Annotated in this window: 25 protein-coding genes and 3 pseudogenes; 27 read left to right on the forward strand and 1 reads right to left on the reverse strand. The window is 40.9% G+C overall.

From position 1 onward, the window contains the following. From EUBHAL_RS16085 to guaA, 3 genes and pseudogenes are all read left to right on the forward strand, one after another. A pseudogene (locus EUBHAL_RS16085) lies at positions 1-268 on the forward strand (EamA family transporter); the annotation flags it as partial. 30 nt (positions 269-298) lie between these two features. After that, entirely contained in the window at positions 299-568 is a 270-nt protein-coding gene (locus tag EUBHAL_RS16090; RefSeq protein WP_081452245.1) for a DMT family transporter, read from the forward strand. A 32-nt stretch (positions 569-600) separates the two neighbouring features. Continuing rightward, positions 601-2,148, forward strand: coding sequence for a glutamine-hydrolyzing GMP synthase (gene guaA, locus EUBHAL_RS01755; RefSeq protein WP_005344141.1), 1,548 nt, complete (start codon positions 601-603; stop codon positions 2,146-2,148). A 98-nt stretch (positions 2,149-2,246) separates the two neighbouring features. Here guaA and EUBHAL_RS14635 read toward each other — a convergent pair whose 3' ends face one another. Beyond that, positions 2,247-3,359: a helix-turn-helix domain-containing protein gene (locus tag EUBHAL_RS14635; protein ID WP_167534379.1), complete on the reverse strand. Its 1,113-nt coding sequence runs from the start codon at positions 3,357-3,359 to the stop codon at positions 2,247-2,249. Positions 3,360-3,548: 189 nt separating this feature from the next. On the opposite strand from EUBHAL_RS14635, the gene EUBHAL_RS01765 reads away from it, so the two are divergent. From EUBHAL_RS01765 to EUBHAL_RS01875, 24 genes and pseudogenes are all read left to right on the forward strand, one after another. After that, the gene (locus tag EUBHAL_RS01765) at positions 3,549-3,749 is read left to right on the forward strand and encodes a hypothetical protein (protein WP_005344145.1); all 201 of its coding nucleotides are present in this window, start codon (positions 3,549-3,551) and stop codon (positions 3,747-3,749) included. 142 nt (positions 3,750-3,891) lie between these two features. After that, a complete protein-coding gene (locus EUBHAL_RS01770) occupies positions 3,892-4,818 on the forward strand; it encodes a DUF6017 domain-containing protein (protein ID WP_005344148.1) in 927 nt (308 codons plus the stop codon). Then, positions 4,805-5,677 carry a tyrosine-type recombinase/integrase gene (locus EUBHAL_RS01775; RefSeq protein ID WP_005344150.1) on the forward strand — a complete coding sequence of 291 codons (873 nt, stop codon included), beginning with the start codon at positions 4,805-4,807 and terminating at the stop codon, positions 5,675-5,677. Before EUBHAL_RS01770 ends, EUBHAL_RS01775 begins: the two co-directional genes overlap by 14 nt. A 52-nt stretch (positions 5,678-5,729) precedes the next feature. Then, positions 5,730-6,515 carry a ParA family protein gene (locus tag EUBHAL_RS01780; protein WP_044921490.1) on the forward strand — a complete coding sequence of 262 codons (786 nt, stop codon included), beginning with the start codon at positions 5,730-5,732 and terminating at the stop codon, positions 6,513-6,515. Then, positions 6,505-7,401: a ParB/RepB/Spo0J family partition protein gene (locus tag EUBHAL_RS01785; RefSeq protein WP_005344154.1), complete on the forward strand. Its 897-nt coding sequence runs from the start codon at positions 6,505-6,507 to the stop codon at positions 7,399-7,401. The genes EUBHAL_RS01780 and EUBHAL_RS01785 overlap by 11 nt, the downstream gene beginning before the upstream one ends. 35 nt (positions 7,402-7,436) lie before the next feature. Then, complete coding sequence (locus tag EUBHAL_RS01790; RefSeq protein WP_005344156.1) at positions 7,437-7,748, forward strand: DUF6050 family protein; 312 nt, start codon at positions 7,437-7,439, stop codon at positions 7,746-7,748. Between the two features lie 129 nt (positions 7,749-7,877). Further along, positions 7,878-8,276 (forward strand): hypothetical protein, encoded by a 399-nt coding sequence (locus EUBHAL_RS01795; RefSeq protein ID WP_044921493.1) that lies wholly within the window; start codon positions 7,878-7,880, stop codon positions 8,274-8,276. 13 nt (positions 8,277-8,289) lie between these two features. After that, positions 8,290-8,688 carry a single-stranded DNA-binding protein gene (locus EUBHAL_RS01800; protein WP_005344165.1) on the forward strand — a complete coding sequence of 133 codons (399 nt, stop codon included), beginning with the start codon at positions 8,290-8,292 and terminating at the stop codon, positions 8,686-8,688. A gap of 13 nt (positions 8,689-8,701) precedes the next feature. After that, positions 8,702-9,094: a hypothetical protein gene (locus EUBHAL_RS01805; RefSeq protein WP_005344167.1), complete on the forward strand. Its 393-nt coding sequence runs from the start codon at positions 8,702-8,704 to the stop codon at positions 9,092-9,094. Then, positions 9,087-9,968: a replication initiator protein A gene (locus tag EUBHAL_RS01810; RefSeq protein WP_005344169.1), complete on the forward strand. Its 882-nt coding sequence runs from the start codon at positions 9,087-9,089 to the stop codon at positions 9,966-9,968. Before EUBHAL_RS01805 ends, EUBHAL_RS01810 begins: the two co-directional genes overlap by 8 nt. Positions 9,969-9,978: 10 nt before the next feature. Next, positions 9,979-10,797 carry a replication initiator protein A gene (locus EUBHAL_RS01815; RefSeq protein WP_005344171.1) on the forward strand — a complete coding sequence of 273 codons (819 nt, stop codon included), beginning with the start codon at positions 9,979-9,981 and terminating at the stop codon, positions 10,795-10,797. Further along, positions 10,797-11,591, forward strand: a complete 795-nt coding sequence (locus tag EUBHAL_RS01820; RefSeq protein WP_005344173.1) for an ATP-binding protein — start codon at positions 10,797-10,799, stop codon at positions 11,589-11,591. Before EUBHAL_RS01815 ends, EUBHAL_RS01820 begins: the two co-directional genes overlap by 1 nt. A gap of 82 nt (positions 11,592-11,673) precedes the next feature. Beyond that, positions 11,674-12,165 (forward strand): PcfB family protein, encoded by a 492-nt coding sequence (locus tag EUBHAL_RS01825; protein WP_005344175.1) that lies wholly within the window; start codon positions 11,674-11,676, stop codon positions 12,163-12,165. 23 nt (positions 12,166-12,188) lie between these two features. Further along, positions 12,189-14,048, forward strand: a complete 1,860-nt coding sequence (locus EUBHAL_RS01830) for a VirD4-like conjugal transfer protein, CD1115 family (protein WP_330360893.1) — start codon at positions 12,189-12,191, stop codon at positions 14,046-14,048. Positions 14,049-14,169: 121 nt separating this feature from the next. After that, positions 14,170-14,385 carry a Maff2 family mobile element protein gene (locus EUBHAL_RS01835; RefSeq protein WP_017144663.1) on the forward strand — a complete coding sequence of 72 codons (216 nt, stop codon included), beginning with the start codon at positions 14,170-14,172 and terminating at the stop codon, positions 14,383-14,385. 12 nt (positions 14,386-14,397) lie between these two features. Continuing rightward, the gene (locus EUBHAL_RS01840) at positions 14,398-15,267 is read left to right on the forward strand and encodes a VirB6/TrbL-like conjugal transfer protein, CD1112 family (RefSeq protein WP_005344182.1); all 870 of its coding nucleotides are present in this window, start codon (positions 14,398-14,400) and stop codon (positions 15,265-15,267) included. 23 nt (positions 15,268-15,290) lie between these two features. After that, a complete protein-coding gene (locus tag EUBHAL_RS01845) occupies positions 15,291-15,755 on the forward strand; it encodes a PrgI family protein (protein WP_005344185.1) in 465 nt (154 codons plus the stop codon). Continuing rightward, positions 15,637-17,808, forward strand: a pseudogene (locus EUBHAL_RS01850) (VirB4-like conjugal transfer ATPase, CD1110 family); the annotation flags it as partial. The gene EUBHAL_RS01845 and the pseudogene EUBHAL_RS01850, both read left to right, overlap by 119 nt. Before the next feature lie 338 nt (positions 17,809-18,146). Next, positions 18,147-18,431 (forward strand): annotated as a pseudogene (locus tag EUBHAL_RS01855) (hypothetical protein); the annotation flags it as partial. 16 nt (positions 18,432-18,447) lie between these two features. Then, positions 18,448-18,558, forward strand: a complete 111-nt coding sequence (locus tag EUBHAL_RS15605; RefSeq protein WP_008688066.1) for a hypothetical protein — start codon at positions 18,448-18,450, stop codon at positions 18,556-18,558. Positions 18,559-18,576: 18 nt separating this feature from the next. Continuing rightward, on the forward strand, positions 18,577-21,378 hold the full coding sequence (locus EUBHAL_RS16650) for a CD1108 family mobile element protein (protein ID WP_005344191.1): 2,802 nt from the start codon (positions 18,577-18,579) through the stop codon (positions 21,376-21,378). 42 nt (positions 21,379-21,420) lie between these two features. Continuing rightward, complete coding sequence (locus tag EUBHAL_RS01865) at positions 21,421-21,723, forward strand: DUF4315 family protein (protein ID WP_005344193.1); 303 nt, start codon at positions 21,421-21,423, stop codon at positions 21,721-21,723. Continuing rightward, the gene (locus EUBHAL_RS01870; protein WP_118364969.1) at positions 21,677-23,101 is read left to right on the forward strand and encodes a CD1107 family mobile element protein; all 1,425 of its coding nucleotides are present in this window, start codon (positions 21,677-21,679) and stop codon (positions 23,099-23,101) included. Before EUBHAL_RS01865 ends, EUBHAL_RS01870 begins: the two co-directional genes overlap by 47 nt. A gap of 6 nt (positions 23,102-23,107) precedes the next feature. Beyond that, positions 23,108-25,180 (forward strand): DNA topoisomerase 3, encoded by a 2,073-nt coding sequence (locus EUBHAL_RS01875; protein ID WP_005344197.1) that lies wholly within the window; start codon positions 23,108-23,110, stop codon positions 25,178-25,180. The last annotated feature ends 134 nt before the right edge of the window (positions 25,181-25,314 follow it).

Raw genomic sequence — 25,314 nt, forward strand, 5'->3', positions numbered from 1 at the left:
ACAGGTGGGGGAGGATGTCACAGGATGCGTTATTGCATTGATTGGCATTTCCATCATTAGCTTTAGCGGGACAACGATGCATTTAAATCCAATTGGAGATATTTTGTCCGTTGGTGCGGCGATGGTATGGTCATTTTATGCAGTTCTTTCAAAGAAAATGGGAGCCTTTGGCTATTCAGTTATCCAGACAACGAGAAGAACCTTTTTCTACGGAATCTTATTTATGATTCCTGCATTATATTTCTTTGACTTCAAATGGGACTTGTAACGATTCTCCACACCAGCATACATATTCAACATTTTCTATCTGGGACTTGGCGCATCCGCCATCTGTTTTGTGACGTGGAATCTGGCAGTAAGAATCCTTGGAGCAATCAAGACAAGTGTATATATTTACCTTGCGCCGGTGGTCACAGCGGTAGCATCCGTCATCGTTTTACATGAGAAAATAACTTTTCTTTCTGGATTAGGAATCGTTCTGGTACTCGGTGGTTTGCTTTTATCCGAACAAAAGAAAAAACTTTTTCTTATTAGGGGTAGAAAGCACACGGAAAATGTTGTAGAATAAAAGATAAATCATAAAAGACAGGAGGAACATCTTTGAAAAGAGAAACCGTTATAGTAATAGACTTCGGTGGACAGTATAATCAGCTTGTTGCACGCCGTGTCCGAGAGTGCAATGTATACTGCGAAATCTATTCTTATAAAACAGATATCGAAAAAATCAAAGCCATGAATCCAAAGGGAATCATCTTAACTGGCGGACCAAACAGCTGTTATGAGCCAGATTCCCCAACTTACACAAAGGAACTCTTTGAACTGGGAATCCCTGTTCTTGGTTTATGCTACGGCGCACAGCTTATGATGCATATCCTTGGTGGTAAGGTCGAGGCAGCTCCAGTACGTGAGTACGGAAAAACAGAAGTATTAGTAGATAAAAAAGATTCTAAAATCTTTGCAGACGTATCCGAGAAAACTATTTGCTGGATGAGTCACTTTGACTACATTTCCAAAGTAGCACCAGGATTTGAAATCAGCGCACACACAGCAGACTGTCCGGTAGCAGCCGCAGAGAATGCAAAAAAAAGTTTATATGCTATCCAGTATCATCCAGAAGTTCTTCATACAGTAGAAGGAACAAAGATGTTATCTAACTTCGTATTAGGCGTATGTGGATGTGCAGGCGACTGGAAGATGGATGCATTCGTAGAGAACACTGTAAAAGAAATTCGTGAAAAAGTTGGTGATGGACGAGTATTACTTGCCTTATCTGGTGGAGTAGATTCCTCCGTAGCAGCCGGCTTATTATCAAGAGCCATCGGAAAGCAGTTAACCTGTGTATTCGTAGACCACGGCCTTCTTCGTAAAGACGAAGGTGACGAAGTAGAAAGTGTATTCGGACCGGAAGGACAGTTCGACTTAAACTTCATTCGTGTTAATGCACAGCAGAGATACTACGATAAGTTAGCAGGCGTAACGGAACCAGAAGCAAAACGTAAGATAATCGGAGAAGAATTCATCCGTATTTTCGAAGAAGAAGCCAAGAAGATCGGTGCAGTAGACTTCCTCGCACAGGGAACCATTTACCCAGACGTTGTAGAAAGTGGTCTTGGCGGTGAATCCGCAGTGATTAAGTCCCACCACAACGTAGGAGGACTTCCTGATTACGTTGATTTCAAGGAAATCATCGAGCCACTTCGTGATCTCTTCAAAGACGAAGTACGAAAAGCAGGTCTGGAACTCGGAATCCCTGAAAAGTTAGTATTCCGTCAGCCATTCCCAGGTCCAGGACTCGGAATCCGAATCATTGGCGAAGTAACCGCAGAAAAAGTACAGATCGTTCAGGATGCCGATGCCATCTACCGTGAAGAAATCGCAAATGCAGGTCTTGACCAGGAAATCAATCAGTACTTTGCCGCACTCACAAACATGCGCTCCGTTGGCGTAATGGGCGACGAGAGAACCTACGATTACGCAGTAGCACTTCGTGCCGTAAAGACCATCGACTTCATGACTGCAGAATCCGCTGAGTTACCATACGAAGTCCTTAATAAAGTTATGAACCGAATTATCAATGAGGTTAAGGGAGTCAATCGAGTATTCTATGATTTGACGAGCAAACCACCGGGAACGATAGAGTTTGAATAGTACCAAAATGCCGAAGAGCCGCTTAGATAGCGGCTCTTTATTTTGTTCGTCTATAAAATGTCTATATTATTCCAGTAGTTTTGTGTGAAAAAGTAATATTAGTTAATTATCATGTCATGAGGGCCAGTAATCTTATTTAAAAATTTCTTATTTAATTCGTCTATTTCTTGATTTGGCCATGAACCAATTCGCTCTTTAATATAGATAATATCATCCCAGTATCTGTTTAGGTTTTCAAGATATTTCCATTGTGAGCTGGCTATTTCATAAGTTACATACAATTCATTATTTTTGCAAGTAATTTTTCTGTTGATATTCAAACCGGCTCTTTGCATAGTTTCAATTTGACATAGGAATTCAGCGAAATATGACTTGTTAGATTCATTATTAATTATATCCTGTGTTTTAATAGAGATAATGTGCATGTGATCATAGTCAATTTTAGTGCTGACTTCGGGTGAAAAACGCTTTATAGGAATATCTGCTTCTATTAATTTTTTTATAAGCAGAATAAATTCAGATTCTTTTGTGATATCCCTATATACTTTTTTACTAGCTGCAAGAGCATCTGCCATTGCAGAATCAAGTTGTGATAGTTCGGCCTCACCTTGCATTTCTGCATTTAAAGCATCCATTTGAGCTTGTAAGTGATTCATTTTCATTTGATTTTGTAATTTTTTTGTGTTTTCCTCAGCAACATTTATTGGATATTCATATCTCCATAGAGCATAGTTAGCTTCTTTTTTTTCTTTCTCTTTTTTAGTATCGCTTGGATTCGGAAGATGTTGTTGGTACATCTCATACCATTCTTTAAGAAATTCGTCAAAATCATGAGGAAGGATATCTTGCCCTATAACAGTAGGTCCACTGAATTCAAGATAGTATTTGTTATTTCTTTTTATAGGATGTAAACCATGAAAGTCTTCAATATCGAATAAAGCGTGAAACATACGCTGATATGGGAGCATATCTGCATCAAATAGGCAATACACATCAATATTCAAGGCCTCACATATGTCTTTGAGTGTTTTCTCTCTTGGTATTTTTTTGTTTTTTTCATATTGAGCAATTCGTACATCTGCGGATGAAGCGGAAAAACCACACATGATACCTAATTGTTTTTGGGTAAGTCCCCTTAACTCACGAATTTTTTTTATTTTTCCGCCGATTGAACCAGGAGAGATAAAGTTATCATTTTCAAATAATTTCATAATATCAAAAGTCATAAAATCAACCTTTCAAAAATAGTTTAATCTTATTATAACAAGAAATGAAAAATATTAAACTAAAAAAATTGGATTAACTAAAAAAATTAAGACTTGACTTAACTGATTAGATTAGTATATTATGAATGTACAAACCTTTAAGGTTGATTATTAAATTCAAGAAAGGAGAAAGTTATGACAGAAGAAAGAGTACCAATGTTTGTAGGAGTCGATACAGTCAAATTTGATCTTGGAGTATCTAGAGCCAAAGCCTATGAGGTGATAAAGCAACTGAATAAGGAAATGAAAGAACAGAATCCAAGAGCGATTGTAGTATCAGGAAAGGTTAATCGAATCTGGTATGAGGAGGCGTGTTTGAAATCTGGTGTTCATTAATAAGAAAGACAGAAATAATTAGAAAAGAAAAAGCCCCTCGGCAAAGGGGCTGCACATGTTATTACTAACATGAATGTGCTGAGTAAATGTTAGCATGGCAGGTGCTTCTTTTCAAGAAAAATCTTAGATAAGGAGTTTTTGAATGGCAGTTTTAAAAAATAAAACTCAAAAAAATTTTACAATAATTAGTAATAATGTTTTGAGAGATAAAGAGCTTTCTATGAAAGATAGAGGAGTTTTATGTACAATATGCAGTTTGCCAGATGAATGGAAATTTAGCATATCGGGCTTAAGTGCTATTGTTCCAGATGGTGTAGACGCTATAAGAAAATCTATTTTTAATTTAGAATCACTGGGATATGTAGTGCGTAAAAAGACTCGGGGAAAAGATGGAAAGTATGTTAGCGAAATAGAAGTTTTTACTGAAAAGAGGAATGTGATAGATTTACCGCCACGGGAAATCCGTCACGGTGAATCCATTACAGATAATTCGACATGGAAAAACCAATACGGAAATGCCATCGCGGAAAAAACACTGCAATATAATAAGGATAATAAGAGCAAAGAAATAAAAACAGATAATATAAAATCTATCCATCTATCTGGAAAATCAGAAGTAGAAGAGGATGTGGAGCGAGAGATAGATATTTATAAATACAAAGAAATAATTGCAGATAATATAAGGCTTAGTTGGCTTATAGAAATTGCAGAACGTCATAATGAAGATGAGGTCATAATGGTACATGAGATTTATGATGTCATTTGCGATATGGTTTGCTATCCAAGAGATAAAGTTTTAGTGAAAGGTACGTTTTATCCATGGGAAGAAGTGAAATCTCGTTTCTTAAAATTACGATATGAACATATAGCGGACATTTTAAACAGACTTATAGATGCGACTCTTGAAATAAAAAATATGTCCTCCTATTTGATTTCTACTTTGTACATAGAGAGTCTTGTGGGTACATTAGATATTCAAGCTAGATTACACGATGATTATACAAAATTCCTGAGAGGAAAGCCATATTTAAATTATGGGAAGGAGAAGGTAGGATATGGCGGTATATAAAGACAAATGGAATGGATATAAAGGAACGACATGGCGTGTTGCTTGTTACTACAAAGACTGGAAAGGCGTGCGTAGAAAACATGAGAAAAGAGGATTTTCTACTAAAAAAGAAGCATTGAAGTATGAACGTGAATTTTTGGCAAAGACCAGTAAAGATATTAATATGGGATTTGGTGCTTTTATTGATATCTATATGGGAGATTTACGACCACAGTTAAAAGCTAGTACTATGGATAATAAAGAAAATATCATAGAAGCACATATTCTACCATATTTTAAGGATAGAAGCTTGTCAGAAATTACTTCTGTTGATGTTTTACAATGGCAAAATGAGCTATTAAGTCAAAGGGATGAGAACGGAAAAGGGTATTCACAGACTTATCTTAGAAGTATTCAGAACCAGTTAAATGCAATATTTAATCATGCAGTCAAATATTATGAACTGCCGAGAAATCCATGTATAGCTAATAAGAAAATGGGAAGGGCAAAAGGAAAAGAGATGCAATTTTGGACATTAGATGAATATCTTAAATTTTCTGAAGCTATTAAAGATAAACCGATTTCATATTATGCATTTCAAATTTTATATTGGACAGGAATTCGATGTGGAGATGATGATGATAAAATAAGACTAAATCAACGGAAACCCAGTAAATACAAGGGGTTGAGTCGATTTGGTCCTGAAAAAAACTTGCAACGAATCAACAAATTTATGAAGGAAAGGCCTATCTTTTATAAAAACCTTATTCAGATGAAAGAAAATTTCCGCTTTTATCTGAGATGCTTTTACTGTATCACGAAAGTGGTGATATTACAATTTAATAGTGAAAACAGGACCGAATTAGCTCGTAATGGATGAAAATCTGTTTAGCTGATTCGGTCATTTTTATTGATTGAAAGGTGATGAAAAAATGGCTAGAATTATTTCTATTGTAAACCAAAAAGGGGGAACTGGAAAGTCCGCATGTACAGCTAATTTAGCTGTAGGATTAGCACAAAAGAATAAGAAAGTGTTAATCGTTGATGCCGATCCACAGTCTGATGTATCCGCAGGATTTGGATATCGTGATTGTGATGACAGTAATGAAACACTTACAGCTCTTATGGATGCAGTAATGAAAGATGAAGATATTCCTTCCGACTGTTATATCAGACATCAGGCAGAGGGAATAGACATTATCTGTTCTAATATTGGACTGGCAGGTACGGAAGTCCAGTTGGTAAATGCAATGAGCAGGGAATATGTATTGAAACAGATTTTATATGGTATCAAGGATCAATATGATGCAGTCATCATAGATTGTATGCCATCATTGGGAATGATTACGATCAATGCGCTGGCTGCATCGGATGAAGTCCTCATTCCGGTTGAAGCGTCCTACCTACCAATCAAAGGATTGCAACAACTGTTAAAAACAATCGGCAAGGTCCGTAAGCAGATCAATCCGAAGCTACAAGTAGGAGGTATTTTGTTTACGATGGTCGATGCTCATACGAATGATGCCAGAAATAATATGGAGCTTCTCAGAAATGTATATGGAAGTCAAATTCATATTTTTGATAATTATATTCCATTTTCTGTAAGAATGAAGGAAGCAGTCAGAGAAGGACAGAGTATTTTCTCTTATGATCCGAAAGGCAAAGCTACAGAAGCCTATCGGAGAGTGGCGGAGGAGGTGCTGAAAGATGCCATCTAAAAAAAGAGCAACTACCATTTCCTTACAGCCACTTGATGCGTTGTTTGGAACAAATGAAGAGACGACCAATGGAATTAGTGAGATAGCAATAGGAAGCCTTCATCCATTTCCGAATCACCCATTTCAAGTAAAAGATGATAAGAAAATGGAAGAATTATCAGATAGCATTACACAGTATGGCGTGTTGGTTCCTGGTATTGTGCGGTTGAGAGAGTCCGGTGGTTATGAGCTTGTAGCTGGTCATCGGCGAAAACGAGCATGTGAACTTGCAGGATTAGAGAAAATGCCTGTTATCATCAAAGATCTTACAGATGATGAAGCGACGGTGATCATGGTAGATTCCAACATTCAACGAGAAGAGCTGCTGATCAGCGAAAAGGCATTTGCTTATAAAATGAAATATGAGGCGTTAAAGCGTCAGGGGAAACGGTCTGATTTAACTTCTTGCCAAGTTGGCAAGAAGTTGGCGGTGGAAGAAGTCAGTCAGAATACAGGAGATAGTTCCAGACAGATTCTTCGATATATTCATCTGACAGAGTTAATCACAGAGCTTTTAGAACTGGCAGACGAGAAGAAGCTTCCCTTTAATACAGCTGTTGAAGTTTCATATTTGAGAAGTGAAGAACAACAGATATTGCTTCAGTATATGAGTAATCACAATATGGTACCGTCCATGAAGCAGGCAAAGGAATTGAAGCAGATTTCAAAAGAGCGGATGTTGACGTATTCAGAGATTGACCAGATCTGTATGAATGAGAGTACTGAGAAAGTACAGGTGCAGATTCCTGCGAAAAAGCTGAAACAGTATTTTCCTGAGTCATATTCTAAAGCTCAGATGGAAGAAGTGATATTTATGCTCCTAGCATCATGGGCAGAAAAACAATAATATGATATGAAAAGTTGGACAGAAGGAATGAAAAGATGATGATAGAAGATGTAATTAAAAAATCAATATTGCCACTGGCATTTATGCTATTCTGGTTCTGGATGGTATTTACCATCATGAAAGTCAGTGGACAGACAGAATTGTTCTGGTGGATATTTCTTTCCGGACTTCCATTTGGAATACATAAAATGCGGCTGATTCTAATCCCTAGAGGAATGGATACCACAGCAACACTTGGTATGGCTGCATTAAGTGTCATCATTGGAGCATTGATTGGAAGTATCATGATTCCAGTGTATGTGATTAGAGCGATATACGTGTTTATACGGTATGTCATTGGAAAATAGAATATTAGATTGATAAGAGGCAGGCTTGCGAAAACAAAAATCGTAAGTCTGCCTCTTTTTTTGTGCTTAAAACCAGGCAATTCAGGGGAAGTCCCTTTTGCAAATATATATTCTTGGAGGATTTTTAAGATGAGAGAGCGAATTGAAAGTAAGCATGTAACTAAGGAAATCAAAAGTCAGATGCCAGTGATTCCGGTGGAAATTGTTAAAGAAAGAGGCTGTACGTTCTGCCCGTATTATCTGGGCAATTATGAGAAACAGCCACGTTGTATGATGAAAACCTGTGCCTGGGATGATGAAAATGAACGTTTCCATCCAGTTCTTCGTGAACTGATCCCATTTTACAAAGAGAAGATGGAAAAAGCAGAAGAAAAGTTCCTTGCAATGAAAAAGATTTATACAACACTGTTAGGAATGTTTGCCGATGAAATGAAGCAAGAAGAGTTGGAAAAAGATGAATGTTACGGATGTGCCTATGGAAAATGTGGACCATGTATCGGCATCTGTTACAAATCAATGAAAGCATAGGAGGGTTAAGCCAATGAATACAACAGTTATTTCCGGGCGATTGGTAAGAAATCCCGGATACAACGAAGTGGAGAATGAAAAAGGACTTCATAAGATTGCCAAGTTTGTTCTGGCAGTCAGAAGAAATTATTCCGATGAAGTCAGTTTCATTCCGGTAAAGGCTTTTGCAAAGAAAGCAGAATTTGCCAGAGATTATCTGATGCAGGGCACGAAGGTCATGGTGGAAGGCGAGATTGTCACAGGTAATTATGAAGATAAGGATACCGGGAAAAAGATTTATACCACCGAAGTGTATGCAAACCGGATTGAATTCGCAGGTGCAAAAATGGTTGACAGACCACCGTTTCCAGAAGATGCGGAAGGGTTCTTAGAGATCCCAGAGGGCATGGAAGAAGAAATGCCGTTTAGATAGAGGAGGATAAAAGATGGGTTCAGTAGATCAGGCGTATATGGTAGGGCATATGAAAAATGCCGATGGAAGTATCAATAACAAAAATGTAGTGCTGTCAGCAGCATGTGAAGCAGCGGAACTGTTCCAGTGCATGATGTCAGTAAATCAGAAACTGGAGGACTGGCAGAGATTTAACCACACCTTGGAGCAGCATCTTAGAAGTGTGGAATGTGAGAAAATCCATGATATCTGTCAGGCAGTATATGGAATGAAACATCCGTCCGATGAACTGGAAGGATTGTATCTGGCAAGAGAGGATGAACAGATATGCCTTCTGTACTATCAGGTATTTGTAGGGATGTTGGAAATCAATATTAATTCAGCCGAAGTGCTGTACAAACAGAAGGAGGAAACAATCAATGAGTAAGATGGAGTATATGCTGGTAGATTGTCTGCAGGTGCCGAAGGTGCTGTTCCAGATGGAAAAATACAAAAATCTGTCAAATACAGCAAAGATTTTATACAGCTTATTTCTGGATCGTTTGAAATTTGCGGTGCAGAATGGTTGGGTAGATGGTAAGGGGGATTTGTATGTAATTTATCCAAAAAGTGAAATGAAGAAAGACCTGAATACAACCAGATATGGGGTAGATCAGGCAGTACAGGAACTGGTGGAGGTTGGAAATCTGGTGCGTATCATTCCGAACAATGGAAAGGCAAACCACTTTTATATCAACGATATTTATGAAAATGAGATGGAGGAAGAATCAATGATGACATTAGACAGCATTATGGCAAATATGCCGATGGAAGAAAGAGAAATCATTATGGACAAAATGGTGAAAGCATCCAGAGATATTCTGGAAACAATTGCAGATATGGGATATCTGTATGAATATGAGACACCACTGACTTCAATGGAAGAAAGAAATTATCGAGATGAGCTGGGACAGCTTGCTGTTGATCAGATTTCCTGCGATGGCTATGAATTTGGCATGAATCTGGCGTTCGGAATTCTTGAAGAGAATGAGGAAAATGCTGATAGAGTACTGGATATTCAGAAATATGTGAACAGGCAGAATAAAAAGTGTTCAAAAAAGAAATTTATGAAAGTTCTGGAGACTCTGGTACACGCAATAGGAAATGATGAAGGATTTATTGCCGATATGTATGCGTGTGATAAAGAGGCTAGGGAAATCTATTTGGAAGAAGCGATGAATGCATTCAATTATGTGCTTGATGAATTATGTCATGGTACAGGAAGTGCAGCAGGGTATGACTTCAATAATATAGAAGAATAGGAAATAATTTATGGCAGATTTTGAATACTTCAGAGCAGAAGAATCTGACCAGTTTTCTTTTTTCCGGATACCGAAAGCTCTGTTTACCGAAAAAGAATTTCAGAGTCTTTCAACAGACGCAAAACTCTTGTATGGAATCCTGTTAGATCGTATCAGTCTTTCTAAAAAAAATGGTTGGATTGACGGTGATGGTTATGTCTATATCATTTACACGATTGCAGAATTGCAGGAGCTGTTGCGAATGTCGCATACAACAGTAACAAAGCTTCTTTATGAGCTTGACAGTGTGCATGGGATTGGATTGATTGAACGGTATCGGCAGGGGAATAATCGTCCCTCTGTCATATACGTGAAAAATTTTGTGAAACGGATTAGAGGAAAGCCCGTAAGATACTTTGCTTCTGGAACGCCAGAAACTGGAAATCCGGACTGCAAGGAATTGGAAATCCGGATTGCAAGAAACTGGAAGTCCGGAACGCAAAAAAATAGAAGTCCGGACTGCAAGAATCTGGATGGAAGTAATACTAAGATAAATAAGACTGAAAAGAATCATACTGATAAGAGTAAGAGCAATACTCCCGCTTTGGAAGAAAAATTCGGTCTGTATGGGAGATTTAAAAATGTTGTTCTGTCGGAAGCTGAACTGCAGGAGTTGATGACTCTATTTCCATGGGATTATCAGAAACGGATTGATCATCTCTCTGTTTATATGAAATCCAGTGGAAAAGAGTATCAGAATCATTTTGCAACAATCTGTCTTTGGGCAGAACGAGATGGAGCCAGGGCAGGAATGGATAAATATGAGTTTCAGGAAGGAGAAAGCCTGTGATGGAAAACAAAGTAACAGCAGATTATCTGGATGAAGAGGGATGTCTTCATTGTGGTATCTGTGGAAAAAGAAAACAGATGAAAGTTAGTCTGATGGGATTTGAGCATGTAGTGTCCTGTTTGTGTGAATGCGAGGTAAAAGCCAGGCAGGAACTTGATGAGAAGATGCAGCGGGAAGAAGCACAGCGGCAGCTTTATCAGAGAAAATCCGTCGGACTTCGGGAAAGAAGATTCTGGGAATGGAAATTTGAAAATGACAATGGAAGCAACCAGAAGATACTAATTGCCAGGCAGTATGTAGAAAACTGGACAGATATGAAGAGAAAAAATGTAGGATTGCTTCTGATGGGACCAGTTGGAACCGGGAAGAGTTTTTTTGCAGGCTGTATAGCAAATGCACTTTTGGAACAGGGAGAACGTGTCATGATGACAAATTTTTCCAGAATCTTAAATGAAATGACCAACTATCAGGCAGATAGGAACCAGATCATACAAAATCTTGTGGATTATCCGCTGCTGATTATTGATGACTTGGGAATAGAACGAAATTCCGAGTTTGCCCTGGAGCAGGTCTATAATGTGATAGACAGCCGTTATTGTAAAATGCTTCCGCTGATCGTAACAACGAATCTGGGACTGAATGAAATGAAATCCACAGATTTGGATACTGCCCATCAGCGTATTTACAGTAGAATACTTGAAATGTGTGTTCCCATCTATTGTGGTGGAGAAGATAAGAGAAAAGAAGAAGGGACAGAAAAACTCGTACAGGTGCAGAACCTGATTACCGGTTAATCTGTCTTTTTTCATTAAAGGGGGTGATTGCCATGATTACAGATCTGGACAGCAGTTGAATCGCTGAAAGGAGGGAAAAGTCATGCAGGAAGAGGTAACTCAGAAAACGGTCACGTTTTGTATTCGGGCTACTAAGATTACGGCAAACCTGTTGAAAAAGGTTCTTGTTGCGTATCTGCGTCATCAGAAGCAGAAATCAGTAGAGAAGAAAGCACAGAAAAATCAGCCGAAACAGGGAAAGGTCACGGTAAAAGAGCTGGCAAAACAGAATGCCGGGATGGTCAATATCGAGATCACAAATAAAAATATCAAGTCCTTTGAACGGTATGCCAGAAAATACGGGATCAATTATGCTCTGAAAAAAGACAAGAGCAAAGAGCCTCCGGTTTATCTGGTATTCTTCAAGGGACGTGATCAGGATGCACTCAATGCTGCTTTCCGTGAGTTTTCCCAGAAACAGATTCAAAAAGCGAATAAACCTTCCATTCATAAGCGTCTTGCAGCTTACCGGGCAATGATGCCAAAGAAATCGAAGGACAAAGTAAAGAACCGGCATCAGGAGCAGAGTCGATGAAAAAGAAAAGCGGCAAAACTCTGATGCAGAAGTGGAAGAATAAAATCGGGGGTAAGCTGTCCGCCCTGGATAAAAAGAAACTGGTTCTTACAAATATTCCTTATGCTCTGGCTGCTTTCTATGCAGACCGGGCATTTTTTCTTTACCGGAACAGTCCGGGAGAAGATATGGGGAACAAACTATTATATGCAATGGAACACGCAGACCGGATTTTTGCTGGTTTTGTGTTAAGCAATAACTGGAAAGATCTGCTAGCAGGTATTGTTGTTGCAGTCGTTCTGAAAGTGTTGGTCTGGCAGAAACAGGCAGACGCAAAGAAATTACGGAAAGGCATCGAGTATGGTTCAGCCAGATGGGGAACCGCAGAGGATATCAAGCCTTATATGTCGGAAGATCCATGGATGAACATTCCATTGACAGCAACAGAAGCACTGACCATGGAGAGCAGACCGAAGCAGCCGAAGTATGCAAGAAATAAAAATATAGTGGTCATCGGCGGCAGTGGTTCCGGTAAGACACGTTTTTTCGTAAAACCATCGGTCATGCAGATGAACTGTTCCATGGTCATTACAGATCCGAAAGGCACTTTGATTGAAGAGTGTGGGAAGATGTTAGCAAAGGGACCACCTAAGAAAGATAAGAATGGAAATATCATGAAAGATAAATCTGGAAAAGTGGTACATGAGCCATATGTGATTAAGGTTCTGAATACCATCAATTTTTCCAAATCGCTTCATTACAATCCATTTGCTTATATACGGTCTGAAAAAGATATCCTGAAGCTGGTTACAACAATCATTGTTAATACCAAAGGCGAAGGGGAAAAAGCTTCCGAAGATTTTTGGGTGAAAGCAGAGAAATTGCTGTACACAGCATTGATTGCGTTTATCTGGTACGAGGGGAAAGAGGAAGAAAAAAATCTCAACACCCTTCTGGATCTGCTGAATGAAAGTGAAACCCGTGAAGAGGATGAAACTTACCAGAATCCGGTGGATATGTTGTTTGAAGAGCTGGAGGCAAAAGAACCTCAGCATTTTGCGGTCAGACAATATAAAAAATACAAAATGGCGGCTGGAAAGACAGCGAAAAGTATTTTGATATCCTGTGGAGCCAGACTTGCCCCATTTGATATCGCAGAACTTCGTGAGATCATGTCTTACGATGAAATGGAACTGGATAAGATTGGGGACAGGAAAACAGCCTTGTTCTTGATTATGTCCGATACAGATACAACCTTTAACTTTGTGATTGCGATGCTGCAGTCACAGCTTTTCAATTTGCTTTGTGATAAGGCAGACGATGTATATGGTGGAAGACTTCCGGTGCATGTGCGTGTCATCGCTGATGAGTTTGCCAACATCGGGCAGATTCCACAGTTTGACAAGCTAATCGCAACCATCCGAAGCAGGGAAATCTCTGCTTCTATTATTTTGCAGTCACAGAGCCAGTTAAAGGCAATGTACAAGGATAGTGCAGATACCATTCTGGGCAACTGTGATACTACACTTTTCCTTGGTGGCAAAGAGAAAACCACCTTAAAGGAAATGAGCGAGCTTCTGGGTAAGGAAACTATTGACCTGTATAACACTTCGGAGACGAGGAGTAATCAGAAATCCTTTGGACTGAATTACCAGAAAACAGGCAAACAGCTGATGACAGAAGATGAGATTGCAGTCATGGATGGAGGAAAATGTATCCTGCAGATTCGTGGTGCCAGACCATTTTTCTCAGACAAATATGATATCACGAAACACAAAAATTATCGGTTTCTTGCAGATGAAAATGAGAAAAACCGATACAAAGTAGAAAAAGAGTTAAATCCGCAGTACACACCGAAACCCGAAGAAGAGGTGGAGGTAATTCAGGTGGAGCTGTCGGAGTAACCTTGGGAATGAACGAAAAATAATGAGGAAAGGAATAACTGACATTAGGTGCGCCGGCTTTTTAGTCGGTGTTTTTTCATTCCCGTAAACACCTGAAAGAAGTCAGTTTTGGTGAATGTATATGGCATTTTTTAGCAGTGCAATTACAACTTTAAAAACTCTTGTAGTCGCAATCGGCGCAGGTCTTGGCGTGTGGGGTGTCGTAAACCTTCTGGAAGGATATGGAAATGACAATCCCGGCGCTAAGAGCCAGGGCATCAAACAGCTGATGGCTGGTGCCGGAATCATGCTGCTGGGAACTACCCTGATTCCACAGCTGGCAACATTGTTCTCTTAAGAGGAGTGGTAGATGAACACCATCATTGAGAGAATTACGGAAGCGATAAAGGATATCCTAATCGGGCTTATTAAGTCATGTTTGGATAACATGTTCACGTCTGTCAATGAGCAGGTGGGAACCATAGCCGGGCAGGTGGGACAGACACCGCAGGGATGGAATGCCGGAATCTTCAATCTGATCCAGAACATTTCCCAGACGGTGATCGTCCCCATTGCGGGACTGATCATCACATTTGTCCTGTGCTATGAGTTGATTACGATGGTAACGCAGAAAAATAATTTTCATGAATTTGAGACTTATAACATTTTCCTCTGGATCTTCAAAGCGTATGTAGCTATTTATCTGGTGACAAATACGTTCAATATCACGATGGCGGTCTTTGACGTTGGGCAGCATGTGGTCAACAATGCCGCCGGGGTGATATCAGGAAACACTGCGGTGGATGCATCGGAAGCAATCACAAGGATTGTGGATGCACTGGAAGACATGGAACTGGGGGATTTGTTCTTGTTATCCATGGAAACGCTGTTGATCAGTATTACCATGCGGATTCTGTCAATCATTATAACCGTTATTTTGTACGGAAGAATGATAGAAATTTACCTTTATACTTCCATAGCACCAATTCCGTTTGCCACCATGACCAATAAGGAATGGGGCAATATCGGAAACAACTATTTAAAAGGCTTGTTCGCACTGGCATTTCAGGGATTCTTCATGATGGTCTGTGTGGGAATTTATGCAGTTTTAGTAAATGCAATGACCATATCCAGTGACCTTCATGCAGCAATGTTTTCAGTAGCGGCTTATACCGTGATTCTTGCATTTTCATTATTCAAGACCGGAAGCCTTAGCAAATCAATATTCAATGCCCATTAACGGGCAGGAAAGGAGCGCATACCATGGCGTATGTACCAGTACCAAAAGACCTTACCAAGGTCAAAACAAAAGTAGCGTTAAATCTGACAAAGCGGCAGCTGATTTTCTTTTCACTTGCCGCAGTTGTGGGGATTCCGTTTTATCTGGTCATGAGAAAACCAATCGGTTCCAGTATCGCAGCCATCCTGATGGTAACGATCATGCTTCCATTTTTCTTCATGGCAATGTATGAAAAAGACGGTCTTCCCTTTGAAAAAGTGGTGGCAAATATCATTCGACAGAAGTTTATCTGTCCGGCAGTAAGACCATATAAGACAGAAAATTTTTATCAGGAGATTTCCACCCTTGTGAAAAAGGAGGGTGTGCCGGATGGCAAAAAAGACAAAGCAGGAGGCTCAGCAGGAGCGTCTGTCCCTGGCGGAAAAAAGAAACCGTCAGGAAAGAAGAAACAAAAAAAGCAGAAAAGAAAGAGAACAGGAAAAGCGTAGAAAGAAGCAGGAACGGGATCGTAGGAAACAGAAAAACATTCCTACAACTGCACAGCAGAGTATTCCGTATATTCGGATGCTGCAGGATGGTATTTGCCAGGTGACAAAGACCTTTTTCTCCAAGACGATTCAGTTTTATGACATCAACTATCAGCTTGCTTTAAATGAGGATAAGACCACGATATTTGAAAATTACTGTGATTTCTTAAATTACTTTGATTCTTCCATCAGTGTGCAGCTGTCCTTTATCAATCAGCAGGTGGATGTGGCAGAATTTGAGAAAAGCATTGACATTCCGGATCAGAACGATGACTTCAATGCCATTCGTGAAGAATACCGTACCATGTTGAAGAATCAGCTTTCCAAGGGAAATAATGGTCTGGTAAAGACAAAGTATATCACTTTTGGAATCGAGGCGGAAAGCCTGAAAGTGGCAAGACCAAGGCTTGAAAGAATCGAAACAGATATCTTAAACAACTTTAAGGTCCTGGGAGCACAGGCACATTCCCTGAATGGTCTGGAAAGGCTGGAGATTCTGTATCATGTGTTCAACCAGGATCGCATTGAACCATTTAAGTTCCAGTATAAGATGCTGCCGGAAACCGGATTAAAGACCAAAGATTTTATTGCACCGACTTCCTTTAACTTTTCCAAGAATCAGACATTTTTGATGGGAAGAACGATGGGGAGTGTGAGTTACCTGCAGATTCTTGCACCGGAGCTGACAGACCGGATGCTTGCAGACTTCCTGGATGTGGATGACAGCATCAATGTTAACATTCATATCCAGTCCATTGACCAGAGTTCTGCGATCAAGATGATCAAGAGTAAGATTTCAGATCTGGATAAGATGAAGATTGAAGAGCAGAAGCGAGCAGTACGTTCCGGTTATGATATGGACGTGCTTCCATCGGACCTTGTGACTTATGGAGAAGAGGCGAAGAACCTGTTGGAAGATCTGCAGTCTAGAAATGAGAGGATGTTCCTTGTAACGGTTCTGGTGATGAATACCGCAAGGAAGCGTCAGAAACTGGATAACAATATTTTCCAGGTGCAGGGAATTGCACAGAAATATAACTGTTCTTTAAAACAACTGGATTATCAGCAGGAAGCAGCACTCATGTCCTGTATTCCACTGGGAGTCAATCGAATTGAAATTCAGAGAGGGCTTACCACATCTTCAACAGCGATCTTCGTGCCATTTACGACACAGGAACTGTTTCAGGAAGGGGAAGCTCTTTATTATGGATTGAATGCATTATCCAACAACATGATCATGGTTGATCGGAAACGTTTGAAGAACCCGAATGGACTGATTCTTGGTACACCAGGTTCCGGTAAGTCCTTCTCAGCAAAGAGAGAGATTACGAACTGTTTCCTAATTACGGAAGACGATATCATCATCTGCGATCCAGAAGCCGAGTATTCTCCATTGGTACAGGCACTGCATGGGCAGGTGGTGAAGGTTTCACCGGTATCTGACCAGTATATCAATCCAATGGATCTGAACCTGAATTATTCCGAGGAAGATAATCCACTGTCACTGAAAGCAGATTTTATTCTGTCTTTGTGTGAGTTGATTGTTGGAGGAAAGAATGGACTGGAGCCGGTAGAAAAGACCATCATTGACCGTTGTGTGCGGTTAGTATATCAGGAATATCTTGCCGATCCAATGCCGGAGAAGATGCCAATCCTGGAGGATTTATATAATCTGTTGCGGAAACAGGAAGAGCCGGAAGCACAGCGTCTTGCAACTTCATTGGAGATTTATGTTACAGGCTCCCTGAATGTATTTAATCATCGCACAAATGTAGATATCAACAATCGTATCGTTTGTTTTGATATCAAAGAGCTTGGAAAACAGCTGAAAAAGATCGGGATGTTGATTGTGCAGGACCAGGTATGGAACCGAGTGACTATCAATCGTTCCGCTCATAAATCTACCCGTTACTATGTGGATGAATTCCATCTTCTATTAAAAGAAGAGCAGACAGCAGCTTACAGTGTGGAAATTTGGAAGAGGTTCCGTAAATGGGGAGGTATTCCAACTGGTGAACTGGTTTGTTACTTGTTAGTCGCTTAAAGTGCAAACTATCGCCGTTCTGACTGAAACCGGCAAGTAAGTCAGAAGTATCAATGCGGAAAAAAACGGGAAAGGGGTAGCGACCTAATCCGAGTGGAAGGCTATTCATAATAGAATAGCCACACGCAACGCATAGAGCTTGAACCTGCATAAGCAGAATATAACAGCTCCAAGAGGCCGCATTGCCAGCCGGTACGATATAATCGTGGTAAAAAGATATGCTATGCTGAGCGTGAAATGACACGCTGATGAAAATGGGCGAAAGTCCCAGAGAGGTGGATAAAAAGCCGCCTGATAATAACAATCAGATAACACAGAATATCAAAGATTTATTGGCTTCCAGAGAAATCGAGAATATTTTTGAAAACTCTGATTTCATTTATATGCTCAACCAGGCTTCCGGAGACAGGCAGATTCTGGCAAAACAGCTGAATATCTCACCAACCCAGCTGTCCTATGTAACCAACAGCAATGAGGGGGAAGGACTTCTGTTCTATGGAAATGTCATTATCCCATTCGTAGACAGATTTCCGAAGAATTCCCTCTATAAAATCATGACAACCCGCTTGGAGGAAACTTCTGAAGCAGGTTAAATCAAAGGAGAAAATAATGTTACGAGCAATTTCATATGTATTAACTTTTAGTGGCGGTGCTGTTTTTGGCATCGCTTTTCTCTGTTTATTACAGGCAGGGAAAGGGTATCCGAAGAAGGAGGAGTAAGTAGTGGCAGAACAGAGAATGAAAGTCAGGGATAAGAAAGTCCAGAAGATGACCAAGGATGGTCTGGTGGAAGAAAACCTGACGGATAAATCTTCTGTTCGTGTCAGTAACCGTGCCAGTGATGTGCAGATGGGAGGAAAACAAGGGGAAAAAGAATTAAGCCTTGTGGATAAGTCTTCCCGCCAGTCTGAACGGAGTGGGAAAAATATTCGTCCCTCTGTGCAAAAATCCAGAGATGCACCGGAACTGATACGGACAGAGAAGCAAAGTAAGGATTTTGGACAAAATAGAAAGCAGCAAAACCGGAAAAGGATTCGTGCTGAAGTCGGAAAAGAATCCAGACTTGCAGAAAAATCTGAAGCCGGACAGTCAGGGAGACTGAAAGAAAAACGTGCTGATCTATCAGAAAACAGAGGAGACAGCCGGAGAAATCAGACCGGCGGCAGCAAAAAGCCAAAACAAAAACAGCGTTTGAAATTTGCTTATGAGGAAACTGGTGCTTCTGTGAAAAATGAAAAAGATATGGAGAAATTGAACCAGATGGATACGGATGGAGTCAATTTTCGCCATCAAAAACAGAAGGAAAAAGCCAAAAAGTTTTCTTATGAGGAAGCAAAAAAGAAAAAGGAAGCTAAGCAGCATTCCAAGAAGGCACAGGTCTATCGGGCAAATGAAGGGGAAGCTCCTGGACAGAAGAAATCCCGCTTGAAGTTTGGCGAAGGGGAATCTGTGAAAACAGAAAAAATTTCTGCTGTTAAGAAAGCAGGAAGTGCAACTTCCGTAGCATTGCACCGTGAGATCAGCAAAAATGAAGACGATAATGCGGCGGTAGAAGGTGCCCATAAGTTAGAAGAAGGTGGCGAAGGTGTTTACCGGCTGGAACAGAGAAGTGCCAGACGCAGGAAACAGAGGGCATCCAGAAAAAGAAGCAGACTTGAAAGACAGGAAGAGAAACAGGCACAGGCTGCAGCCCATCAGGAGCAGAAGAAGCTGAAAAAACAGATTCAGAAGCAACAGATCAAACGGGATTATGCCAAAGCGAAGCGAAGTGAACAGACAGTAGGAACAGCTACAAAAGGTACGATTGATTATATTAAGAAGATTGGCGGTAAGGTCACCAACTTCTTTAAAGAAAACCGGAAGGTGTATATCAGTGTAGCAGTTCTGATCGGATTGATGTTTCTGATCATAACGAATGTCACGTCTTGCTCTGCAGTGTTTTTACAAAATGTGATCACTTATACCGGAACCAGTTATCTGTCATCGGATCAGGCAATCCGGGAAGCGGAACTGTATTACACACAGCTGGAAGCTAATCTGCAGGAGCGGATCAACAACATGGAGTCTGAAGAACCGGGACATGAGGAATACCGATATAACATCGGGCCTATTGAGCATGATCCGTTTATCCTGATCAGTTATCTGTCAGCAAAGTATGAGGAGTTTACTTTTGAACAGGTCAAGCCTGAACTGGATGCATTGTTTGCAGAGCAATATCATCTGACTACTGAAGCAGTCAATGAGACTGTGACAGAGACAGCAACAGTAAGAGTTGGAGAATCGTTGGGACAGGTTGTAACAAGCGGATATTGTAACTGTCCAATCTGTTGTGGTATTTGGAGCGGAGGCCCGACTGCCAGTGGAGTATACCCAACTGCTAATCATACCTTAGCGGTAGATGCTTCCAATCCGTTTGTTCCAATGGGAACAAAGGTGGTCATGAATGGTGTCGAATATACGGTAGAAGATACCGGAGCTTTCGCAAGATACGGTGTACAGTTTGACGTTTACTATGATAATCATGCGGCGGCATCCGCACATGGGCATAAGACCTGGGAATGTTATCTGGCAGATGATAATGGAAGCCAGGAAGTGGAAGTGACCAGGACAAGAGATGTAGATGTGCTGAATGTCACCTTAAACAGTGGAAATCTGATGTTGATCTGTCAGGACAGGCTGAGATTTTTTCAGAAAGAACTGTTCAGTGCCTATAACGATACGAAAGGCAATTTACAGATGTTTGCGACACCGGTTGATTTTAACTGGTATTCCAGTGTGACAAGTTATTATGGATATCGGATTCATCCAATTTCAGGAGCAAATCAGCTTCATAATGGTATGGATATCGGAGCACCGGAGGGAACGAAAGTAATGGCAGGGCTGACCGGAACGGTTACAACTTCTGCTTATAACGATAGCTATGGCAATTATGTTGTGATTAAGGACAGTAAAGGCTATGAACTGCGGTATGCACATTTAAGCAGCCGGAGTGTATCTGCAGGTGCATCCGTCACGAAAGGTGATGAGATTGGTCTTGTAGGAAATACTGGAAATTCTACAGGAAGCCATCTTCATATTGAACTTCTGAAAAATGGAGAGCGCTTAAACCCGATCTTTTATCTGGAAACTGGAGAAGGGACAGGCTTTGGCGGCAATGAATACACCAGTGAAGCGGCACAGCGTTTGTTGAACGAAGCAGCGAGATATCTGGGAACACCGTATGTGTGGGGTGGATATTCTCCAAGTGGATTTGATTGTTCTGGATTTGTAAGTTACTGCCTGACAAACTCTGGTGTAAGAAATACAGGAAGATTGACTGCACAGGGACTGTACAACATTTGTACACCAGTATCCCAGTCGGAGGCACAGCCGGGAGATTTGATTTTCTTTACTGGAACTTACGACGCAGGGGAGCCGGTAACGCATATCGGAATCTATGTAGGCAATGGTCAGATGATCCATTGTGGACATCCGGTGCAGTATACGTCCATCAATTCTCCATACTGGCAGAGCCATTTCTATGGATTTGGACGATGGTAAGAAAAAAGGGCGGCTGCATCAGCCGTCCGGAAAGGAGAAGCGATGAAAAGTCTTGAAAAAGCAACGGCAGATTATGAGAAAGCCAAGGAAAAAATGGAAGCATCCAAAGCCAGATATGAAGCAGACTTAAAGCGTTTCAAGGCTGCGGAGATTGCAAAAACAGAAGCAGAAAATCTGGAAATTGTAAAAATTATCCGTGCAATGGATATGAGTATTCCGGAATTGGAAGCTTTCAAAAAGAGAATGAAAAATGAATTGCCCGGCAGGGTAGAAATACAGAAGGAGGAAACAAAAGCCGATGATGAATCTGGAAAAAATGAAACAGAAGAAGAGAACAATTACTAAAAGCAGGGTAAAAAAGAGCTTGCTTGCAGCAACGACATTTCTTTGCCTGACAACACCTTTGCTCCAGACACAGACTGCTTATGCAGCTGAGAATACCACACCTGCGATTACGATTGAGAAACCGGATGGCTGGAAACAGGGTGAAACAACCATTGCTGTTACGGTAGATGCCAGCCATATGCCGGAAGGTTTCTCAATAGCAAAGATTGAAGCAAAAGCAGGAAAAGATGGAAGCTGGCAGGATGTAACCGGAAGCGGAAGTATCACGATCACTGGAAACCAGACAGTGTATGTGCGTGTGACAGATGGTGAGGGGAAGGTCTATGAGCAGAATCGCTCTATTAAGTGTTATGACACGGAAAAGCCGACACTCTCTGCTTCCCTGACAGATGGTGTGCTGACGATTCAGGGGAATGATACAGTATCCGGGATTACTGCGGTAACCGTCAATGGCACCACTTATACAGACTTGAAGGATGGAATGCTGAGAGTGCAACTGACACAGAAAGATTTTACTACAAAACAGATTGAGATTACGGTAACAGATGGTGCTGGAAATACTTCTGAAAAGTATGTGTTGCAGAATCCTTACTATGAATGGGCAAAGAAGCAGGCAGAAAAACAGAAATCTTCCAGGGACAGCAATGGTGCAATGGCAACTACGACCAGTGCAGATGCAACGGGGACTGAGAAAACAACGACTTCTCCGCTTCCGCAGGATGCACAGGCTTCTGAGCCGACAGATGCAAAAGGAACCGTGGATGATCGGACAGTAACAGGTATTGAGGAACAGCTTAATAAAGAAGGCGAGACGGCAGAAGCCGTTACCAAAACAGCTACGGAAGGCACAAAAGAGTTTTATACCATTTCAACGAAGAGTGGTAAGATTTTCTATTTGATTATTGACAATTCAAAATCTCAGGATAATGTGTATTTCCTTACAGAAGTCAGTGAGAAAGATCTGATGAACTTCACACTTTCTGATTCAGTGACACTTCCGGAAGTGGATACGGTTTATGCAGAACCAGAGAAAAAAGCAGAGGAAGAAAAACCGGAAACGACAGAGACAGATGAGAAAGATAAGGTGGAGGATGAAATCCAGATGCCAGAAGATAAAAGCCCATTTGGAACGTATCTTCTGATTGCGCTGGTAGCAGTCGGAGCTGCGGCAGGAGGATATTACTTCAAAGTCTATAAACCAAAGCATGAATATGATGACGAGGATGAGATGGAAGAGGATGAAGATGAATCCGAAGATTCAGAGTCAGAAAAACGGGAAGTAGACGATGCAGATGAGCAGGAAGAAAGTGCAGAACCGGAAATCCTGAGAGATGAAGATTTCAATGATGATGTACTGGAAGATGAAGAAGAGGAGTAGGAGTAAATGAAATTAGTGATTGCAGAAAAGCCATCGGTTGCGATGGCACTGGCTTCCGTGATTGGAGCCAGAACAAGAAAAGATGGCTACGTGGAAGGAAACGGTTATCTCGTTTCCTGGTGCGTAGGACATCTGGTTGGATTATGTGATGCATCAGAATACGATGAAAAATATAAAAAATGGAGATATGAAGATCTGCCGATTGTGCCGGAATGTTGGAAACACAGGGTATTGGAAGGCACGAAAAAGCAGTTTGGAATCTTGAAAAAACTGATGCGAGATTCCAAAGTAGATGAAGTAATCTGTGCTACAGATGCCGGGCGGGAAGGAGAACTAATCTTCCGTCTGGTGTATGAGCAGGCAGGATGCAAAAAGCCGATGAAGCGGCTCTGGATCTCTTCCATGGAGGAACAGGCAATTAAAGATGGATTTGCGTCATTAAAAGACGGTTCGTGTTATGACAGTCTCTATCAGTCAGCACTTTGCAGGGCAAAGGCAGACTGGCTGGTGGGAATCAATGCGAGCCGTCTTTTTTCCGTTCTGTATAACCAGAATCTGAAAGTTGGAAGAGTACAGACACCAACACTTGCCATGATCGTGGATCGAAATCAGAAGATCAAGGAATTTACCAAAGAAAAATATTATATGGCTCATATCAAGTTTGACGAGATGGATGCGGTCACAGAGCATTTTCAGAAAAAAGAAGATGCAGATAGAGTGGCTGCGGACTGTATGGAGCGTATGTGCGAAGTGGAAAAGGATGATGTGAAAGAAAAAACGGTCCGTCCTCCGAAGCTCTATGATTTGACCACTCTGCAGAGGGAAGCAAACAGAATGTTTGGTTATACCGCACAGCAGACATTGGATGCCGTGCAGGAGATGTATGAGCAGAAGCTGGTCACTTATCCGAGAACAGACAGCCAGTATCTGACAGATGAGATGGGAGAAAGCACTGAAACACTGATTCAGATGTTACTTGGGAAAATGCCTTATGCTGAAGGTCTGGAATATCACCCAGACGTGAGTAAGGTATTAAATTCAAAGAAAGTATCCGATCACCATGCGATTATTCCAACCATGGAAGTAGCCAAAGCAGATATTGGTGAACTGAAAGAACGAAACCGCAAGATTTTGTATCTGATCAGTGCCAGGGTTCTGACAGCAACTGCAGATCCTTATATTTATGAAAGCCATAAATGCCAGATCACCTGCAATTATCATACGTTTTATCTCACAGCAAAGAAAACAAAGCAGGAAGGATTCAAGGCGATCGAAAATAAATTGAAACAGTTCTTTGGCGTAAAGATTGAGAAAGAAGAGCCGGAGCTGGATATCTGGGCAGGCAAGCATTATGGTCCCTGTGATTCTTTGGTATCGGAGCATTTCACACAGCCACCGAAACAGTACACAGAAGATACCCTGCTTTCTGCGATGGAACGTGCAGGGAATGAAGAACTGACCGAAGATACAGAAAAGAAAGGACTTGGTACTCCGGCAACAAGGGCAGCAATCATTGAAAAACTGATTCAGTCTGGTTTTGTGAAAAGGGAAAAGAAAAATCTGGTGCCGACAGATGATGGTAATGTATTGATTACAGTTCTGCCAGATGAGATTAAATCTCCGAAGATGACCGCAGAGTGGGAAATGGCATTGAATCACATTGCCCAGAATACAGAGACAGCAGATGAATTCCTAAATGGGATTACAGAACTGATGCAGGAACTGGTTGCCAGGTATCAGGGAATTTCAGAAGAAAAGAAAAATCAGTTTCAGGGAAAGGCAAAAGGAGAAGTCATTGGCAAATGTCCCCGATGTGGAGCAGATGTCCAGGAAGGGAAAGTAAACTTTTACTGTTCTGACCGGAACTGTACTTTTACCTTATGGAAGAATGATAAATTCCTTGCGAGTCAGGGAAAAAAGATGGATAAGACGGCAGCAAAGAAGTTCCTGTCTAAAGGAAAAATCCATTATAAGGATCTGGTATCAAGAAAAACAGGGAGACAGTACGAAGCAACTGTGGAGATGGTTGATCCCGGAGAGGGAAATGTACAGTTCAATCTGAGTTTCCCGCAACGATAAGCAGTGTATTGCAGGCAGTCTAAGGACTGTCTGTTTTATGTGAAAATAGTGATTGTTCAGAGCCGCATTCGCCAAATTGCTGAAACAGCAATTTTTGCTCATGTGGCGTATCCGCCAAATAAAATTTCAAAATC

The organism is Anaerobutyricum hallii DSM 3353 (genome assembly GCF_000173975.1).
Taxonomy (GTDB): Bacteria; Bacillota; Clostridia; order Lachnospirales; family Lachnospiraceae; genus Anaerobutyricum; species Anaerobutyricum hallii.